Below are 17,332 nucleotides of genomic sequence, written 5' to 3'. Positions count from 1 at the left end.
AACTCCGGCCCCATCCGCACCCGCGTCTTGATCCACGGCGGCTTCTTCTCGATCGGCGTCTCACTGTTGCGGACTTCCAGACGCAGCAGCTTCCGGCCTTCAGGCGCAGCACTCACGCCCTCAACCGTACGCCCGTCCTGGCTACGCGGGATCGGGGGTGACCTCGGTCAACTCCGCCGTCAGGTCCCACAGTGCGGACCCCAGCGGCTCGAGGCGCGCGGTGGCGAGCGGGGGCACCTGAACCGGGTGACCGCGCAGGTTCCCGAGGCCACGCGGGGCGAAATACGAACCCCCGGAGACGCCGTCCGCCGTCGCCGCGTACAGCTGCGGGAGGGCGCCGATGCGGGGGCCCTGGGCGAACAGGACCTCGCCGACGCGGTGGCCGCCGGCGATCAGGGACCGGACCACCGGGTTCGAGTACGAGCGCGCCATGCCGCTGCCGAGCCCCGTCGCGGTGTAGCCGGGATGGGCGGCGACACTGATGATGTCCGAACCCGCCGCGCGCAGACGACGGTCCAGTTCGAGCGCGAACACCTGGTCGGCGAGCTTGGACTGGCCGTACGCGGCGGCCGCGTTGTAGCGGCGGTGCTCGCCGTTCGGGTCGTCGAGGTGGATGCGGGCGCCGGTGGCGGCGAGGCTCGACAGCGTGACGACGCGGGCGTGCGATCCGCCGCGCAGGGCGGGCATCAGCAGCCAGGTCAGCGCCGCGTGGCCGAGGTAGTTGGTGCCGAACTGCAGCTCGAAGCCGTCGGCGGTGCGGCCGCGGGCGGTCGCCATCACGCCGGCGTTGTTGACCAGGACGTCCAGCTGGTCGCCGGTCAGCTCCCGGGCCGACGCGGCGGCCGCGCGCACCGAGGCGAGCTCGCTCAGGTCCAGTGGGATGAGCTCGGGCTCGGCGCCCGCGGCGGCCGCTTTGACGAGGTCCAGTGCCTTCGCCCCGCGTTCGGCGGAGCGGCAGGCGAGGAGCACGCGAGCCCCCTTGCTCGCGAGCACCTCGGCGGTGCGCAGCCCGAGCCCCGAGTTCGCCCCGGTGACCAGCACGGTCCGGCCGGTCTGGTCGGCGATGTCGGCGTCGGTCCAGCGCTCCGTCATGCGTGTACTAAACCCTGTTCACGCCGAGGGCGCGAGCAGGCGCCGCAGGTGTCCCATGACGGGACGGCGGCGGGCGGGCTCCTCGCGGCTCGTGCGCAGCAGCGCCTCGAGCGCGTGACCCACCTTGACGATCTCTTCGCCCGGCTCCCGCGGGTCGGCCAGCCCGGCCGTGACCGCGAGCATCCGCAGCTCACCTTCGTGCATGCGGCGCAGCGACGCGTGCCGCTCGTAGCCGCCGTCGAGCACCGCGCGCAGCGTCTCGTGCTCTTCGACGGACGCGCGCCAGGCGCGCGTGACGGCGTCGACGTGGTCGCCGAGGCCGTCGGCGTCGTCCGGGTCGGTGACCTCGGCGCGCAGGCGTCCGCTCAGCGTCCTCGTCCACTGGTACTGCAGGGCCAGGAGGATGTTCTCCTCGGTGCCGAAGTGCTCTTCGGCACCGGGAACCTCGTCGAGCGGCAGCGGCGCCGCCGGGTTGCGGCCCGCCAGGCGCACGGTGGCTTCGAGGATTTCCTGCCGTCGGTAGAAGTCTGTCCAGCTCATCGTGGGGCTCCCCTTCCGTGGTCCGGGTCATACCGCGGGTCTGCGGCATACTCCCGGTACGGACCTGACGAGGTGAACATACCATGAGTATGGAGAGATCCTCCGGGCGTAAGGTTGTGAAGGTGGCGACAATGAGGTCCAGGCGGCTCGACTACTCCGAGTCGACGCGGTCGGCGCTGGTCGACAGCGCGGTGGAACTGTTCACCAAACGCGGTTACGCGGGGACCTCGCTCGACGAGATCGCCAAGCGCGCCCGCGTCACGAAGGGTGCGCTCTACCACCACTTCAGCGGCAAGCAGGCGCTCTTCGAAGCCGCGTTCGACCAGGTCGAAAGCCTCGTCTACGACCGGCTCGACAAGATCATGACCGGGGAGGGCTCGCCGTGGGAGCGGGCGCTCGGCGGGCTCAACGCGTTCATCCGCGCCTGCCTCGACCCGGCGTACCAGCGGATCGCCATCCACGAAGCCCCGGTCGTCATGGGCTGGGAGCGCTGGCGCGAAGCCGAGGAGCGGTGCAGCTTCGGGCTCGTCCGGTCCGGCCTGCAGTCGCTGATCGACGCCGGCGAGGTCGAGCCGGTCCCGGTCGAGGTCACCGCGCGGCTGCTGTTCGGCGCGCTGTCGAGCGCGGCCACCGAGATCGCCAGCTCGCCGGACCCGAAGAAGGTCGGCGCCGAGATCGAGGACGTGATCGTCCGCATGCTGGTACGGCTGCGGCGCACGGAGCCCGACGTCTCTATAGGCTGACTTTCGTGGACTTGAGGATCTTCACCGAGCCCCAGCAAGGGGCCAGCTACGACGACCTGCTGCGCGTCGCCAAGGCGACCGAAGCCGCCGGCTACGACGCCTTCTTCCGCAGCGACCACTACCTGAAGATGGGCTCGGCCGACGGCCTGCCCGGCCCGACCGACGCCTGGATCACCCTGGCCGGCCTGGCGCGGGAGACCAGCCGGATCCGGCTCGGCACGCTCGTCACCGCGGCGACGTTCCGGCACCCGGGCCCGCTGGCGATCTCGGTCGCGCAGGTCGACCAGATGTCCGGCGGACGCGTCGAGTTCGGCCTCGGCTCCGGCTGGTACGACGCCGAGCACGAGGCGTACGGCCTGACGCTGCCGCCGCTGAAGGAGCGCTTCGACCGCTACGCCGAGCAGCTCGAGATCATCACCGGGCTGTGGAAGACGCCGGTGGGCTCGACCTACTCCTTCAAGGGCGAGTACTACACGCTCGCGGAGTCGCCGGGCCTGCCGAAGCCCGCGCAGTCGCCCGCGCCGCCGGTGATCGTCGGCGGTCAGGGCAAGAAGCGCACGCCGGCGCTGGCGGCCCGGTTCGCGGACGAGTTCAACCTGCCGTTCGTGGGCGCCGACGCGGCGGCCGCGCAGTTCGCCCGCGTCGACGCGGCGGCCGCGGAGATCGGCCGCGACCCCAAGGAGATCCTGCGCTCGGTGGCGCTGACCATCGCCGTCGGGCGCGACGACGCCGAGGTTTCGCGGCGGGCGTCGGCGGTCGGCCGTGATGTCACCGAGCTGCGGGCGAACGGCCTGGCCGGGACGCCCGCCGAGGTCGTCGACCGGATCGGGCAGTGGCGGGAGAAGACCGGGATCACCCGGGTCTACCTGCAGCTGCTGGATCTGTCCGATGTGGACCAGATCGAGCTGGTCGCGGCCGAGGTCGCGCCGCAGCTGGACTGAGCAGCCCCCGTTTTCCACGCTAGCGGAAGGGGCCGACGGTTCCGGACCGCGAAAGCCGGGCCGGCCGCCTGTTGTCCACAGGTGGCCGGCCGCTTTCAGTTCTGGAGCGCGAAGGTGACGCCCGGCGCCTGCGGGGCCTCCGGGCGCGGGAGCCAGCGGTCCTCGCTCACCGGTAGCTCGCCCTCGAGGGCCGCCAAGACGGCGTCGCGGGCCAGCGGGAGGACTGCTTCCACACTCACGTCGCGCTGCAGCTCGTACGACAGCGACGTCACGCCCGCGTCGCGGATCCCGCACGGCACGATCGTGTCGAACGCCGAGAGGTCCGCGTTGCAGTTGAGCTCGAAGCCGTGCATCGTGACGCCGCGCTGGACGCGGATGCCGATCGCGGCGATCTTGCGCTCGATGCCGCGGTCGTCCGCCGGGATCCAGACGCCGCTGCGGCCTTCGACCCGCCCGGTGCGCACGCCGAGCCGGTCGCACACGTGGATCAGCGCCTCCTCCAGCCGCCGCACGTAGTGCACGACGTCGATCGGGTCGCCGAGCTTCACGATCGGGTAGCCGACCAGCTGGCCCGGACCGTGCCAGGTGATCTTGCCGCCGCGGTCGACGTCGATCACCGGGGTGCCGTCGGCCGGGCGGTCGGCGGGCTCCGTGCGCTTGCCCGCCGTGTACACCGACGGGTGCTGCAGCAGGAACATCGTGTCCGGCGCGGTGCCGTCGGCGCGCTCGATGAGCCGGCTCCGCTGTAGCTCCCAAGCTTCGGTGTACTCGATCGTGCCGAGCTCCCGGACGTCGACGGGCTCGGTGGTGGCGCGGCAAGAGGTGCGGGAAGAACTCACCCGTCGAGGCTACGCCCGTCACCCGGGGGAAGCAGCCGCAAGGCGCACGCTGAGAGCAGCCCGACACCCGTCACCGCGAGCACTGCTCCGATCGTGTCGGTGACCCAGTGCACGCCCAGCACGACGCGACAGGCCGCGGACAGCACGACGGCGACCGCGACGGCGGCCGAAACCCGGCGGACCAGCCGCGGCCACAGCCACGCGCACAGCAGGAGGACGACGAACCCCGTGCTCGCCACCGACACCACGTGCCCGCTCGGGTAGCTCAGGTCCGGGTAGTCGCGCGGGCGCTCCCGCAGGAACAACGGCTTGAACACCAGGCTCGTCAGCCGGCACAGCACCAGCACGACGGCCAGCCGCACGCACAGCCCGATGTGCTCGCGGCGGCGCAGGGCGAGCGCGAGCAGCGCCGTGCCGAGGACGAACGGGAGGACCGGTCCGAGGACGTCGCTCCCGGCCTGCGCGACCCGGCCGAGCGGCTCGGCGTAGACGCCGTGCAGCGCGTCCGCGACTTCGACGTCGAGGGTCAGCGGCTGCCGGGCCACGCTCAAGCCGAGCAAGACGAACGCGGCGCAGAACACCACGCCCACGACGAGCCAGCGCTGAAGCGGGACGCTCATGCCGCGGTCAGCGCGCTGTCCAGGGTCCGGTGCCGGAACTCGTAGCCGGACCGCTCCAGCGCGGCCGGGACGGCCCGCTGCCCGAACAGCGCCATCTCCTCGCCGGCTTGCCCGAGCACGGTCTTGAGCGCGATCCCGGGCACCCACCACGGTGCGGGGCGGTGCAGGGCCCGCCCGACCGCCCGGGTGAACTCGGCGTTGGTCACCGGGGCCGGGCCGCTGAGGTTGACCGGGCCGGACAGGTCGTCGTGGGTGAGGACGTGGACGATCGCGCCGACCTCGTCCTCGAGGGCGATCCACGGCATGAACTGGCGGCCGTCGCCGAGCCGGCCGCCCAGGCACAGCCGGAAGAGCGGCCGCAGCGTGCCGTAGAGCCCGCCCTTCGCCGAAAGCACCAGCCCGGTCCGGATGTTCACGACGCGCGCGTCGCCCGCACCCGCCGTCGCCGCTTCCCAGGCTCCGCAGAGCTCGGCGAGGAACCCGCGGCCACGGGGCCCCGATTCGTCCACAGTGGACTCGTGCGTGTGGCCGTAGTACCCGACGGCGGAGGCGTTTACGAGCACGCCGACACCGTGCTCGGCGACGGCTTCGGCGAGCACCTCGGTCGGCTCGACCCGGCTGTCGGTGAGCTCCTGCTTGCGCATCGCGCTCCACCGCCCGGGGAACAACGGCTTGCCACCGAGGTTCACGACGGCGTCCACGCCTTCGAAGGCGCCGTCCGCGATGGTGCCCGAGGGCGGGTCCCAGCGGAACTCGGTCGTGGCGCGGGCTTCCCGGCGCACCAAGGTGCGGACCTCGTGCCCGGCGCGCCGCAGCCGGTCGCCCAGCGCCGACCCGATCAAGCCGCTCGCTCCGGCGATCAGTACTCGCATGCCTCGATCGTCGCGCATCCGGGTCCGGGCCGCACGCCCAGGTCCCGCGCGAAACCGGGCAGGTCGGCGAGGATCGCCAGGCCCAGATCGGCGAGCGGGATCTCGGGGAAGTCCGTTCCGGTGAAGAACATCGCGACGGTTCCGCCGGCCGCGGAGAGACCGAAACCGCGGCTGCGCGGCAGGGCGCCGCCCTTGTAGCGGACGTCCCGGCCGAGTTTCCGGCGCGCGAGCGCGGCGGCGGGGGCGTCCGAGGTGACGAGGTGGCGGTGGAAGGCGAAGAGCCGCGCCGCGGTGCCGTGCGCGGTCCGTTGTGTCCATTCCCACTCGGCTTCGGCGGAGATCGGTGCGCCTCGGACGCGTTCGAGCACCGCCGTCCGGAACGCGGGATCGCCCGTGAAGCGCGCGGTCAGGTCCGGCTCGCCGGGGTGGAACGAGCGGAGGGTTTCGCCGCAGAACCAGCGGATGTCGGCGTCCGGCCAGCCGCCGGCGGCCGCCGCGGCCCGCACCGCCCCGTCGCCGAGCCGGGCGCGGAGGTAGTCGGGGGCCGCGTTGTCGCTCTCGGCGATCATCGCCGTGGCGATCGCGTCGAGCGGGACGAGCCGGCCGGGGTCGTGGGCGATCCCGTACTCGTCGCAGGGGATGCCGAGCGCGGTCAGCGCCCGGTGGTGGGCGCCGGCGCCGAGGGGGCCGTCGCCGTCGAAGGGGTGGAACGCGTCCCAGTCGCCGACCGGGACCGGCTCGGCCGGGTCGAGCACGCCGTCGGCGACCGCGGACGCGTAGGCGAGCAAGGGGACGACCTTGATCGTCGAAGCGACGACGCGCGGCACGTCCGGGAGGTGGCTCAGCCGCTGCCCGGCGCCGTCGTCCGCGACCACCGAGACGTTCTCGCGGTGGTCGGCGAGCCAGGCCCGGAACGCCGTGAAGGGCCCCGCACCAGCTGATGCGAGGCCCTTCACGGTCGGGAACTCAGAGGCCGAGCTCGTCCTCGAAGTTGCCCTCTTCCAGACGCTGCTTGATCGTCATCAGGAAGCGGCCCGCGTCGGCGCCGTCCACCAGGCGGTGGTCGTACGTCAGCGGGAGGTACGCCATCGAGCGGATGGCGATCGTGTCGTTGCCGTCGGCGTCGGTGGCGACGATCGGGCGCTTGACGACCGCGCCGGTCCCGAGGATGCCGGACTGCGGCTGCACGATGATCGGCGTGTCGAACAGGGCGCCGACGCTGCCGATGTTGGTGATGGAGAACGTGCCACCGGACAGCTCGTCGGGCTTGATCTGGTTCGCCCGCGCCCGGCCCGCCAGGTCGGCGATCCGGTGCGCGAGACCGGCCAGGCTCAGCTCGCCCGCGTCGTGGATCACGACCGAGAGCAGGCCGCGCTCGGTGTCCACCGCGATGCCCAGGTGCACGGCGCCGTGGTAGGTGATCTCCTTCGTGTCCTCGTTGTAGGACGCGTTGACGTTCGCGTGCTGCTTCAGCGCCTCGACCGTCGCCTTCGCGAAGAACGGCAGGAACGTCAGGTTGACGCCCTCGCGCTCCTTGAAGGCCGCCTTCGCGCGCTGGCGCAGCTTGGCGATCTTCGTCACGTCCACTTCCTGGACCTGCGTGAGCTGCGCGGCGATCTGCAGCGACTCGCGGGTCTTGGTGGCCGTGATCTGGCGGATCCGGCTGGCCTTCTGCACCGTGCCGCGCAGGGCCTGGACCTCCGCGGAGACCGCGGTCGACGTCGGACGCGGGGCCGCCGGAGCGGACGCCGCGGGAGCCGACGCGGCCGGAGCGGCAGCCGCCGGGGCCGGGGCGGCCGCGGCCTTCTGCTTCTCCTCGGCCGCGGCCAGGACGTCCTGCTTGCGGATCCGGCCGCCGACACCGCTGCCGGTCAGGCTCGACAGGTCGATGCCGTGCTCCGACGCCAGCTTGCGCACCAGCGGCGTGACGTACGGGCCGTCCGCCGAACCGTCCTTCGCCGCGGCGGCCGGGGCCGACTCGGCTGCCTTCGCCGCGGGCGCGGCCTGCGGCTCGGGCTTCGGTTCCGGCTTGGGCTCGGGCTTGGACTCCTGGACCGGCTCGGGCTTCGGCTCCGGCTTGGGTTCCGGCTTCGGCTCGGGCTTGGGCTCCGGCTGGGACTCCGCCTTCGGCGCCGCGTTCGCGTCGCCGATCACGGCCAGGACGCCGCCGACCTCGACGGTCTCGTCCTCGCCCGCGCGGATCTCCAGCACCGTGCCGGCGACCGGCGACGGCACCTCGGTGTCGACCTTGTCGGTGGAGATCTCGAGCAGCGGCTCGTCGACCTCGACCGAGTCGCCGACCTGCTTCAGCCAGCGCGTGACGGTGCCTTCGGTGACGCTCTCGCCCAGCTCGGGCAGCTTCACCTCGGTGCCTTCACCACCGGCGGCCGGCGCGGTGTCCGGCTTGCTCGGGGCGCTCTCCTGGGCCTGGGCCTGCGGTTCGGGCTCCGGCTCCGGTTCGGGCGCCGACTCCTCCTTCGCGGGCTCTTCCTTGGCCGGGGCGGAAGCCTCGGGCGCGCCGCCCGAACCGTCGTCGATCACGGCCAGCTCGGCGCCGACCTCGACGGTCTCGTCCTCGGCGGCGCTGATCTTCACGACCGTGCCCGCGACCGGGGACGGCACCTCGGTGTCGACCTTGTCGGTCGAGATCTCGAGCAACGGCTCGTCGACCTCGACGGTGTCACCCTCCTGCTTGAGCCACCGGGTGACGGTGCCTTCGGTGACGCTCTCCCCGAGCTCCGGCAATGTGACGGAGTAGGCCATCGTTCGCTGACTCCTCTTCCAAGTTCTGCGTGGGTCTGGATTCTGCTGGTGGGACGTCAGCTGTGCACGTGCAGCGGCTTGCCGGCCAGGGCAAGGAACGCTTCACCGAGGGCCTCGGTCTGGGTGGGGTGCGCGTGGATGAGCGGCGCGACGTCTTCGGGGAAAGCCTCCCAGCTGTAGATCAGCTGCGCTTCGCCGATCAGCTCGCCGACGCGGTCGCCGACCATGTGGACCCCGACGACCGGGCCGTCCGGGGCCTTGACCAGCTTGACCCCGCCGGAGGTCTTGAGGATCTGGCTCTTGCCGTTGCCGCCGAGGTCGTAGGTGAACGTCGTGACGTCGGCGCCGTACTTGTCCTTCGCCTGCGACTCGGTCAGCCCGACCGACGCGACCTCCGGGTGGGAGTAGGTGACGCGCGGGATGCCGCTCTCGTCGATCACGCGCGGGCTCTGCCCGGCGATCTCCTCGGCGACGAAGATGCCCTGCTGGAAGCCCCGGTGCGCGAGCTGCAGGCCGGGGACGATGTCGCCGACGGCGTAGACGTTCGGCAGGTTGGTGCGGAGCCGCTCGTCGGTGATGACGAAGCCGCGCTCGATCTTGACGCCGGCCTCCTCGTAGCCGTGGCCCGCCGAGTTCGGCCCGCGGCCGACGGCGACCAGCAGCAGGTCGGCCTCGATGGTCTCGCCGGACTCCAGCGAGACGCTCACGCCGTTGTCGTCCTGCTTCGCGCCGGTGAACCGCACGCCGGTCTTGAAGGCGATCTTGCGGCGGCGGAAAGCGCGCTCGAGCTGCTTGGACGCGAACTCGTCCTCGTTCGGGACGAGCCGCGGCAGCGCTTCCACGATGGTGACGTCGACGCCGAAGGAGGCCCAGACGCTGGCGAACTCGACGCCGATGACGCCGCCACCGAGGACGACGACCTTCTTGGGGACGTAGTCGAGGGCGAGGGCCTGCTCGCTGGCGATGACGCGGCCGCCGAGCTCGAGGCCGGGCAGCGTGCGGGAGTACGAACCGGTCGCGAGGATGACGTTCTTGCCGGTGTAGCGGGTGCCGTCCACCTCGACGGTCGTGCCGCCGACGAACGTGCCGCTGCCCTCGACGAGGTTCACCTTGTGCGCCTTGGCCAGGCCCTGCAGGCCCTTGTACAGGCGGGAGACGATCCCGTCCTTGTACTTGTTGACCCCGGCGATGTCGATGCCCTCGAAGACGGCCTTGACGCCGACCGCTTCGGCGTCGCGGGTTTCGTCGGCGACCTCGGCGGCGTGGAGCAGGGCCTTGGTCGGGATGCAGCCCCGGTGGAGGCACGTCCCGCCGAGCTTGTCCTTCTCGATCAACGTGACGGAAAGGCCCAGCTCGGCCGCGCGGAACGCCGCGGCGTAGCCGCCCGATCCGCCTCCCAGGATCACGAGGTCGGCGGAGGTGTCGGTCACTTGTATAACTCCTCGGCAAGCAGTGGGGTGGTGCTCTGTCGTCGCTTGTGCGCGGTATAACCGCGCGCGCGACACCCGCCATCTTGTCACTACGCCGGACCGGGCTGCGACCTAGCCGGGTGTGCGACACCGACCACACGCCGACATCGGGATAATGAGGGAGGAAAGTCTCGGGAGGGAAGGTGGTCGCGGTGGGGTTGTTCGACTCGCTGCGCAGGCGCGCCAAGGGCGGGCAGAAGGCCGGTACGCTGCGGAAAGCCAGCTCCGAGGACACCCATCACCTCGATGAGTGGGCCGCCTCGCGCCGGGGTGTCGAGGCCTTCGTCGAGCCGAAGACGAACGTCACCGAGACCACTGTGGTGTTGATCGCCCACGACGGTGAATGGACCCGCCGCCGGATCGGCAGCCTGGAGGCGGCCCAGCAGTTCGGCCACCGTCGGTCGATCCCGGTGTACGAGGTCGCGCGGGTCGGCTACCCGAAGCGCATGCGCGAGTACACCGAGCGCAAGAAGCGCGGCCAGGTCTAGAGCTCGATCCGGCCGACGACCTCGCCGTTGAAGGTCTGGCCGGTGGGGCGGAAGCCCAGCTTGCGGTAGAAGCCCTCCGGACCCCCTTCGGCCGGGATCCACAGCACGGTCGCGGCCTTTTCCCCACGTCGGCGGGCCTCTTCGAGGACGGTTTCGACGGCGAACCGGCCGTGGCCGCGGCCCTGGACGCCGGCGCCGACGTTGAGCCGCCAGATCCCGCAGCGGAAGAAGTCGAACTCCGCCTCCGGGTGGAAGCCGCCCATGACGAAGGCGACCGGCTCCCCGTCGTCGAGGATCAGCCGCGGCCAGGCGATCTCCGGCTGCGTGTAGGCCTCGGCGAGCGAAACGGCCACGGGCGCGACGAAGACCTTCTGGTGCGGTTCGACGGCCAGCTGGCACGCGGCGGCGACGTTGTCCGGGGTGATCTTCTCCGCGGTGAGGGTGGTCACCGGGACCAAGCTAGCTTGCCTGGGCGAGCAGGGTGGCGTGCCGGCCCAGCGCCGCGCGGAAGGACGGGTGGACCGTCGTGCCGAGCACCGGATCGACCTCGACCACGTGCGACGCCGAGAGCAGGAGAACGGCGGGTTCGGCGAGGATCACCACGCCGTTTTCGGCCCGCAGTTCGGCCGTGCCCAGCAGCCGCGGGAAGACGACGTCGCCGGGGAGGCCGTCGCAGGTGCGGAGGAAGTCGCGGAAGTCCTCCGGGAGGTCGACGCCGAGCCGGAGTCCGGCCGAGCGGATCGCGGCTTCGGAGGCCGGGGGAGGGAGGAGCGGTCCCGCTCCGCCGAGACCGCGCAGGCGCATGATCTCCGCGATCAGTTCGGGCCAGCTTCCCAGGTCCGGCGGATACCGCTCGTGCAGCGCCGCGACCAGCGCACCCGCGCAGCTCGGCGCCCACTCGCGCAGGCCGAGCGGGTCCGCCCCGGCCACCAGCGCCGCGGCGAGCGCACGCGTCGCGGCCGGCGCCGCCACGTCCGGACGCTGCCCGGCCAGTGAAGCCCACAGCGTGAGGTCGCCGTCGGCGAGAGCCGCGCGGGCGCGATCCGGCCGCGAAGGCGCGACGTGCTCGATCACTTGCGCGATCGGCCCCGGCGGGAGGACACCTTCGAAATCCGAGACCGGACGGAGCAGCGAAGCCGTGTGCGCGCGCTCTTCGGCATCGAGGTCGAGCGGCGCCAGCCCCTCGGCCCAGCCCGGACGGCCGCCGCGGGCTTCGAACAGCATCGCCCACGCGCGGGCCCGGACCGGGGCCGCCACCAGGGCGTCCACCGGGCGTTCCGTGCGGGCCCGCCACTGCTCGACCAGGCGATCGGCCTCATCGAGGGCGCCGGTGACCGCGAGCAGCAGGGCCGCGTACCCGACCTGGTCGTCGAGACGGATCTCCGGCGCGGTCAGGACGTCGCGGACCGCCGACTCGAGGTACTCACCGGCATCCACGAGAACCGACCCTAGGGCGTATCTGACAAAAGTTTCGGCTGACGGCTGGGATGCTCCGAGGTGTGTCGCGGTTTCAGTTGCTCTCGGATGCCCAGTGGGCGTTGATTGAGGACCTGCTTCCGGCCCGGACCGGTAAGCGCGGGCGTCCGTTCTCCGACGCGCGGGCGATGGTCGAGGGGATCATCTACCGGTATCGGTGCGGGATCGCGTGGCGAGACGTGCCGGCGGTGTTCGGTCCGTGGCAGACGATCTGGACCTGGCATCGCCGGATGGCCCGCGAGGGAACCTGGGACACCGTCCTGCAACGCCTGCTCACCGAAGCGGACGCTGCGGGCTTGGTGGACTGGTCGGTGTCGGTCGATTCCACGATCGCTCGGGCGCATCAGCACGCCACCAACATCACCCGCCCCACAGGGGGCTGGGTCGAACTACACGGAACTGCTGACCGAGCCGCCTGACCACGCCGTCGGCCGCTCCCGCGGCGGCTGGAGCACCAAGGTGCACCACGTGGTCGACGGCAACGGCCGACCGTTGGTTGCACTGGTCGGTCCTGGTCAAGCTGGCGACGCGCCCATGGTTCCGCACCTGATGCGGCATCTGCGGATCCGTCGAGCTGGACGCGGCCGGGCCCGCACCCGACCCGACCGCGTCCGCGGCGACAAGGCCTACTCTTCGCGGGCGATCCGCGGACATCTGCGCGACCGCGGCATCACCGCCGTGATCCCCGAGCCGGCCGATCAGATCGGGCACCGCAAGCGCCGCGGTTCCCGCGGCGGTCGCCCACCCGCCTTCGACCCGGTCGACTACCGCGGCCGCAACGTCGTCGAGCGACGCTTCAACCTGCTCAAGCAGTGGCGCGGCCTGGCTACTCGCTACGACAAGCTCGCCATCGTCTACCGATCAGCGGTCGTCCTCCATGCCGTGATCACCTGGACCAAGGCATTGTCAGACACGACCTAGCCGAGCGCTTGCTTCGCCCCCGGGTGCAGCGGGACGGGATCGGTCCGCGGCGCCAGCTGCTTCGTGATCTCCTTCGCCGCCGGGTGGACCTTCGCCAGCTCCGCCTGCTTGTCGAAGAGCAGCTTGGTGATCGCGCACGCGTTGGCCGCCGGGAAGTCTTCGCGCACCAGCAGGAGGTTGGGCACCACGACCGTCGGCACGTCCGACGGCTGCGCGTACGTCGAGGCCGGGATGACGCCCTGGTCGTAGACGTCGTTGACCTGCTTGAGCTTCGGCAGCAATGGCGTGACGTCGAGGAACTTCACCTTGTCCTTCAACGCCGTCGTGATGTCGGTGATCTGCGCGGTCGGCAGCCCGCCGGACCAGACGAGCCCGTCGAGCGTGCCCGACTTCATGCCGTCGGCGGTCTTGGCCAGGTCGAGCCGCTGCGCCTGGACGTCGGTGTCCGGCTTGAGGCCCGCCGCCTGCAGCAGGCGGTTCGCGATGACCTCGGTGCCGGACTTCGGCGAGCCCGTCGAGATCCGCTTGCCCTTCATGTCCGCGACGGTGTTGATCCCCGCGTCGGTGCGCACCAGAACCTGCGTCGAGTTCGGGTAGATGCGGGACAGGGCCTGGATCTTCTGCGGCTTGCCGTCGAAGGATCCCTTGCCGCGCACGGCGTCCGCCGCGGTGTCCGCCAGCGAGAACGCGACGTCGTAGTTGCCGGCGACCAGCTGCTGGATGTTCTGCACCGACGCGCCGGTCTCGGCCGCCGTCGCGCGCAGCTTGGTGGTGTTGCTGATCAGCTGGGCCAGCCCGCCGCCCAGCACGTAGTAGACGCCGCCGCTGTTGCCGGTGGCGATGGTGATCCGGCCTTCGCCGGCTTCGCAGGACTGCCCACCACCCTGGGCGGGGGAGTCCGTCTGCTGTTTCCCGCCGCAGCCCGTCACGGCCAGAGCGAGTACCGCGGCAGCGGCCAGTGCGCGTTTCATGCTGTCCTCCTCTTGATCACGGCGTGGGCGAGCACGGCGACGACGGCGAACGCGGCGCCGACCGCGATCGGCACCGGTTCCAGGTAGAGCAGGCACAGGGCGGCCGGCACGAACAACAGCCGCACCGGCAGGCTGACCGGCCCGAACAGCCAGCCGCCGGTCACCACCGCCAGCGCCGCGACGGCCACCGCCGACACCGCCGCCACCCACAGCACGGTGAGCGCATCGGACTGCAGCAGCAGCGCGGCGCCGTTGTCGGTGAGCACGAAGGCGATCGGCACCAGGAAGGCCGGCAGCGTGTACTTCCAGCACTGCCACATGGTGCCGAGCACCGAGCCGCCGGTGATGGCCGCCGACGCGACGGCGGCGAGCGCGGTCGGCGGCGTGACCTCGGACAGCACGGCGTAGTAGAAGATGAACATCGCGCGCTCGGCGTCGGCCACCCCCAGCGTCTCCAGGGCGGGCCCGATAACCACCCACGCGATGATGAAGCTGGCGGTGACCGGCACGGCGAGCCCGAGCACGCCGACGGCGATCGCCGAGAGCAGCACGGTCAGGATCAGGACGACCGTGCCGTTGTCGGTGAGCGCGCCGGCCAGTTCGACCAGCGCGTCGGCGAGTTCGAGGCCGAGCCCGGTCTTGGTGATGGTCGAGGTGATCACGCCGGCCGCCGCGCACACCGCGATCACCGGCAGCGCCCCGCGGACCCCGGCCGACAGCGCGTCGACCATGTCCTTCGCCCACCCGCGCACGTCGTGGCGGCGGGCGATCAGCGCGAAGAGCGCGGCGACGCCGGTGGCGTAGACCACCGCGGCGAACGGCGGGATGTCCAGGGCCAGGAACACGACGATGATGGCCAGCGACAGGAAGTGGTAGCCGCCCTGGCGCAGGAGCTGCCACGGATTCCCGTGCGGGACGTCGACCGGTTCGGCCTCGAAGCGCCGCGCGTCGGCCTCCATCGCGAAGACGATGCCGAGGTAGTAGAGCAGCGTCGGGACGGTCGCCCAGATCAGCACGGTCAGGTAGGACGTCTGCAGGTACTCGGCGATGATGAACGCGGCCGCGCCCAGCGTCGGCGGCGAGAGGATCGCGCCGATACCGGACGCGGCGAGCAGCCCGCCCGCGTTTTCCTTGGGGTACCCGGCTTTCTTGAGGATCGGCCAGGTGATCGAGCCGAGGCTGACAGCCGTCGCGGTGCCCGAACCCGAGACCGTCCCGAGCAGGAAGCCCGACAGGACGGTGGTCCGGCCCGGCGCCGTCCGGGACCGCCGGAAGGCGGCGAAGGAGATGTCCACGAAGAACCGGCCGGCGCCGGAGGCGTTGAGCACGGCGCCGTAGAGGGTGAACAGCACGATGTAGCTGGCCGCGACGTCGAGCGGGGTGCCGTAGAAACCGCTCGCGTCGTTGTAGAGGGCGTTGACGATCTGGCTGAAGTCGATGCCGGCGTGCGCGATGCCCCAGTTCTGCGGGAGGAAGCCGCCGTAGTAGGCGTAGGCGAGGAAGAGCAGGCAGACGATCGGCAGCACCAGCCCGGTCGTGCGGCGGGTGGCTTCGAGGATCAGCACGAGCAGCAGCGCGCCGGCGACGATGTCCAGCGGGGACAGGATGCCCTGGCGGTTCAGGAAGTCGTCGTAGCCGACGAGCACCGGGTAGAGGCCGACGGCGAGGGCCACCGCCGCGAGCGCCCAGTCCGTCCAGCCGGGGTCGTCGCGGCCGCGCAGCCGCGGGCGGTAGCAGAGGAAGACCAGCGGGAGCGTCACGCCGAGGAACAGCACGAGGTAGAACTGGTTGCCCTTGGCGAACGGGAAGAACACCTGCTTGAGCACGAGGATCGCGACGGCGAGTGCGACGAAGTAGACGACGCGGTCGGGAACGCGGGAGAGGGTGCGCGCCGGCCGTTCTTCGTCGTGCTCGGCGGCGATCGCGGCGGGAGTGTCCTCTTCGACCGGTCTGGCCGGTTGGGTCATCACTGCCCCCTTCGCGATGCTGTCACCGTACGGTGTCGCGCATCCCACCGAAAGGGATCTTCCGGCCGCAAAACGGCAAAGGGGCCCCCGCCGCGCGCGGGAGCCCCTTCGAGGAAAAGCGTCAGCCGTTGGCGGCGATGTCCGCCAGCACCGCGGCGATCGTCCGGACCGGGACGCCGGTGCCGCCCTTGCCGGTGTAGCCCCACGGCGAACCGGTGTTGAACGACGGGCCCGCGATGTCGATGTGGACCCAGTCGAGGCCGTCGGCGACGAACTCGCGCAGGAAGATCCCCGCCGCGAGCATGCCGCCCCAGCGGTGGCCCGTCACGTTGGCCAGGTCGGCCAGGCGCGAGTCGAGGTCGGCGCGCAGCTCCTCCGGCAGCGGCATCGCCCAGCCGTTCTCGCCGGTGGCCTGCATGACGCCGGCGACGCGGTCGCGGAAGTCGTCCGAGCCCATCACGCCGGCGGTGCGGTTGCCGAGCGCGACGACCTGGGCGCCGGTCAGCGTCGAGGTCTCGATCAGGTAGTCCGGGTTCTCCTCCGCCGCGCGCACCATCGCGTCGGCCAGGACGAGCCGGCCCTCGGCGTCGGTGTTGAGGACCTCGACGGTCTTGCCGCCGTACATGGTGAGGACGTCACCCGGGCGGTACGACGTCCCCGACGGCAGGTTCTCCGCCAGCGGGATGTGCGCGACGACTTCCAGCGGGTACTTCAGCTTCGCCGCCAGCACCACGGACGCGAGGACGCCGGCCGCGCCGGACATGTCCGAGGTCATGTGGTCCATGTTCGCGGCGGGCTTGAGGGAGATGCCGCCCGAGTCGAACGTGATGCCCTTGCCGACCAGCGCGACCTTCTTGGCGGCCTTGGCCGGCTTGTAGGCGATGCGCACCAGGCGCGGCTGACGGGCCGAACCGCCGCCGACGCCGAGGATGCCGCCGAAGCCCTTGCGCTTGAGGGCCTTCTCGTCGAGGACCTCGAACTCGAGGCCGTTGTCCTCGGCCAGCTTCTTCGCGCGGTCGGCGAAGGAGGCCGGGTAGAGGTCGTTCGGCGGGGTGTTGATCAGGTCGCGGGCGGTCAGCACGGCCTCGGCGATGCTGGTCGCGGCCTTCAGCGTCGCCTTGTGCTCGCGGCTGGTGCCGGTCGCCGGGCTCGCGAAGTCGACCTTCGCGACCGGCGCGTCACCCTTCTCGGAGCGGTAGGCGGTGAAGACGTAGGAGCCGAGGACGGTGCCCTCGACGGCGGCCTGCAGGTCGAGCTCCGACAGCGTCACGAAGGCGCGGTCGGTGCCGGCCAGCGCGCGCCCGGCGGCCCCGGCGGCGCGACGGACCTGCTCGGGGGTGACACCGTCACCCTCCTTGCCCAGGCCGACGGCGAGCACGACACCCGCCGGGAGCTTGCCCAGCGTCGGGATCTTGACGACCTCTTCGGCCTTGCCGCTCGCACCGAGGGTGGCGAGCAGCCCGGCGAGGCGGCCGTCGAAGGCGGCGTCCACGGCGGCGGCACCCGCGGCGAGCAGCGGGCCGTCCTCGCCGGCCAGGGTGCCGATGACGATCACGTCGGCGCGCGTCTTGGCCAGTGCCTCCCCGGTGTTGTCGGACAGGGCGAGCTTAGGCACGGTCACTTCTGGCTC

Annotated in this window: 16 protein-coding genes and 2 pseudogenes; 4 read left to right on the top strand and 14 right to left on the bottom strand. The window is 71.7% G+C overall.

Translation table 11 applies throughout. The features are described 5' to 3' along the window. From ABZ342_RS42210 to ABZ342_RS42200, 3 genes and pseudogenes are all read right to left on the bottom strand, one after another. A pseudogene (locus tag ABZ342_RS42210) lies at nucleotides 1-116 on the bottom strand (lipoyl synthase); the annotation flags it as partial. Between the two features lie 25 nt (nucleotides 117-141). Further along, on the bottom strand, nucleotides 142-1,092 hold the full coding sequence (locus ABZ342_RS42205; RefSeq protein WP_360485734.1) for an oxidoreductase: 951 nt from the start codon (nucleotides 1,090-1,092) through the stop codon (nucleotides 142-144). A gap of 18 nt (nucleotides 1,093-1,110) precedes the next feature. After that, nucleotides 1,111-1,632, bottom strand: a complete 522-nt coding sequence (locus ABZ342_RS42200; protein ID WP_155541881.1) for a hypothetical protein — start codon at nucleotides 1,630-1,632, stop codon at nucleotides 1,111-1,113. Between the two features lie 131 nt (nucleotides 1,633-1,763). Between ABZ342_RS42200 and ABZ342_RS42195 the strand changes: the two genes are divergently transcribed. Both ABZ342_RS42195 and ABZ342_RS42190 read left to right on the top strand, forming a co-directional pair. Further along, on the top strand, nucleotides 1,764-2,375 hold the full coding sequence (locus ABZ342_RS42195; protein WP_155541882.1) for a TetR/AcrR family transcriptional regulator: 612 nt from the start codon (nucleotides 1,764-1,766) through the stop codon (nucleotides 2,373-2,375). A 5-nt stretch (nucleotides 2,376-2,380) separates the two neighbouring features. Next, the gene (locus ABZ342_RS42190; RefSeq protein ID WP_360485730.1) at nucleotides 2,381-3,316 is read left to right on the top strand and encodes an LLM class F420-dependent oxidoreductase; all 936 of its coding nucleotides are present in this window, start codon (nucleotides 2,381-2,383) and stop codon (nucleotides 3,314-3,316) included. A 95-nt stretch (nucleotides 3,317-3,411) separates the two neighbouring features. Here ABZ342_RS42190 and lipB read toward each other — a convergent pair whose 3' ends face one another. From lipB to lpdA, 6 genes are read right to left on the bottom strand one after another with little or no spacing between them, the layout of a single operon-like run. Continuing rightward, nucleotides 3,412-4,155 carry a lipoyl(octanoyl) transferase LipB gene (lipB, locus tag ABZ342_RS42185; RefSeq protein WP_360485727.1) on the bottom strand — a complete coding sequence of 248 codons (744 nt, stop codon included), beginning with the start codon at nucleotides 4,153-4,155 and terminating at the stop codon, nucleotides 3,412-3,414. Further along, on the bottom strand, nucleotides 4,152-4,775 hold the full coding sequence (locus ABZ342_RS42180; RefSeq protein ID WP_360485724.1) for a phosphatase PAP2 family protein: 624 nt from the start codon (nucleotides 4,773-4,775) through the stop codon (nucleotides 4,152-4,154). Before ABZ342_RS42180 ends, lipB begins: the two co-directional genes overlap by 4 nt. Then, a complete protein-coding gene (locus tag ABZ342_RS42175) occupies nucleotides 4,772-5,647 on the bottom strand; it encodes a TIGR01777 family oxidoreductase (protein WP_360485721.1) in 876 nt (291 codons plus the stop codon). The genes ABZ342_RS42180 and ABZ342_RS42175 overlap by 4 nt, the downstream gene beginning before the upstream one ends. Further along, complete coding sequence (locus tag ABZ342_RS42170) at nucleotides 5,635-6,603, bottom strand: serine hydrolase (protein ID WP_360485718.1); 969 nt, start codon at nucleotides 6,601-6,603, stop codon at nucleotides 5,635-5,637. The genes ABZ342_RS42175 and ABZ342_RS42170 overlap by 13 nt, the downstream gene beginning before the upstream one ends. Nucleotides 6,604-6,613: 10 nt before the next feature. Then, nucleotides 6,614-8,410 (bottom strand): 2-oxoglutarate dehydrogenase, E2 component, dihydrolipoamide succinyltransferase, encoded by a 1,797-nt coding sequence (gene sucB / locus ABZ342_RS42165; protein ID WP_360485715.1) that lies wholly within the window; start codon nucleotides 8,408-8,410, stop codon nucleotides 6,614-6,616. 56 nt (nucleotides 8,411-8,466) lie between these two features. Beyond that, nucleotides 8,467-9,840, bottom strand: coding sequence for a dihydrolipoyl dehydrogenase (gene lpdA, locus ABZ342_RS42160; protein ID WP_155541889.1), 1,374 nt, complete (start codon nucleotides 9,838-9,840; stop codon nucleotides 8,467-8,469). 182 nt (nucleotides 9,841-10,022) lie between these two features. On the opposite strand from lpdA, the gene ABZ342_RS42155 reads away from it, so the two are divergent. Next, nucleotides 10,023-10,367, top strand: a complete 345-nt coding sequence (locus tag ABZ342_RS42155) for an oxidoreductase (RefSeq protein WP_155541890.1) — start codon at nucleotides 10,023-10,025, stop codon at nucleotides 10,365-10,367. On the opposite strand, the gene ABZ342_RS42150 is transcribed toward ABZ342_RS42155, so the two are convergent. Then, a complete protein-coding gene (locus tag ABZ342_RS42150) occupies nucleotides 10,364-10,816 on the bottom strand; it encodes a GNAT family N-acetyltransferase (protein WP_155541891.1) in 453 nt (150 codons plus the stop codon). The two genes, ABZ342_RS42155 and ABZ342_RS42150, sit on opposite strands and share 4 nt — an antisense overlap. A 10-nt stretch (nucleotides 10,817-10,826) precedes the next feature. Beyond that, on the bottom strand, nucleotides 10,827-11,804 hold the full coding sequence (locus tag ABZ342_RS42145; RefSeq protein ID WP_360485710.1) for an SMI1/KNR4 family protein: 978 nt from the start codon (nucleotides 11,802-11,804) through the stop codon (nucleotides 10,827-10,829). A gap of 50 nt (nucleotides 11,805-11,854) precedes the next feature. On the opposite strand from ABZ342_RS42145, the pseudogene ABZ342_RS42140 reads away from it, so the two are divergent. Further along, a pseudogene (locus tag ABZ342_RS42140) lies at nucleotides 11,855-12,764 on the top strand (IS5 family transposase). On the opposite strand, the gene ABZ342_RS42135 reads toward ABZ342_RS42140, so the two are convergent. The 3 genes from ABZ342_RS42135 to ABZ342_RS42125 form a co-directional block, all read right to left on the bottom strand. Next, nucleotides 12,761-13,735, bottom strand: a complete 975-nt coding sequence (locus tag ABZ342_RS42135) for a TAXI family TRAP transporter solute-binding subunit (RefSeq protein WP_360485707.1) — start codon at nucleotides 13,733-13,735, stop codon at nucleotides 12,761-12,763. The pseudogene ABZ342_RS42140 and the gene ABZ342_RS42135 sit on opposite strands and share 4 nt — an antisense overlap. Then, nucleotides 13,732-15,702, bottom strand: coding sequence for a TRAP transporter fused permease subunit (locus tag ABZ342_RS42130; RefSeq protein WP_360485704.1), 1,971 nt, complete (start codon nucleotides 15,700-15,702; stop codon nucleotides 13,732-13,734). Before ABZ342_RS42130 ends, ABZ342_RS42135 begins: the two co-directional genes overlap by 4 nt. Nucleotides 15,703-15,823: 121 nt before the next feature. Then, nucleotides 15,824-17,323 carry a leucyl aminopeptidase gene (locus ABZ342_RS42125; RefSeq protein ID WP_360485701.1) on the bottom strand — a complete coding sequence of 500 codons (1,500 nt, stop codon included), beginning with the start codon at nucleotides 17,321-17,323 and terminating at the stop codon, nucleotides 15,824-15,826. Nucleotides 17,324-17,332: the final 9 nt, after the last annotated feature.

The organism is Amycolatopsis sp. NPDC005961 (genome assembly GCF_040629235.1).
In the GTDB taxonomy this organism is placed as follows: Bacteria; Actinomycetota; Actinomycetes; order Mycobacteriales; family Pseudonocardiaceae; genus Amycolatopsis; species Amycolatopsis camponoti.
This window is presented reverse-complemented; position numbering and strand designations above follow the sequence as displayed.

Bases quoted from the DNA above. Each gene is read 5' to 3' on its own strand.
- ABZ342_RS42205 (WP_360485734.1), bottom strand. From the start codon at position 1,092: ATGACGGAGCGCTGGACCGACGCCGACATCGCCGACCAGACCGGCCGG.
- ABZ342_RS42200 (WP_155541881.1), bottom strand. From the start codon at position 1,632: ATGAGCTGGACAGACTTCTACCGACGGCAGGAAATCCTCGAAGCCACC.
- ABZ342_RS42195 (WP_155541882.1), top strand. From the start codon at position 1,764: ATGAGGTCCAGGCGGCTCGACTACTCCGAGTCGACGCGGTCGGCGCTG.
- ABZ342_RS42180 (WP_360485724.1), bottom strand. From the start codon at position 4,775: ATGAGCGTCCCGCTTCAGCGCTGGCTCGTCGTGGGCGTGGTGTTCTGC.
- ABZ342_RS42175 (WP_360485721.1), bottom strand. From the start codon at position 5,647: ATGCGAGTACTGATCGCCGGAGCGAGCGGCTTGATCGGGTCGGCGCTG.
- sucB (WP_360485715.1), bottom strand. From the start codon at position 8,410: ATGGCCTACTCCGTCACATTGCCGGAGCTCGGGGAGAGCGTCACCGAA.
- ABZ342_RS42135 (WP_360485707.1), bottom strand. From the start codon at position 13,735: ATGAAACGCGCACTGGCCGCTGCCGCGGTACTCGCTCTGGCCGTGACG.
- ABZ342_RS42130 (WP_360485704.1), bottom strand. From the start codon at position 15,702: ATGACCCAACCGGCCAGACCGGTCGAAGAGGACACTCCCGCCGCGATC.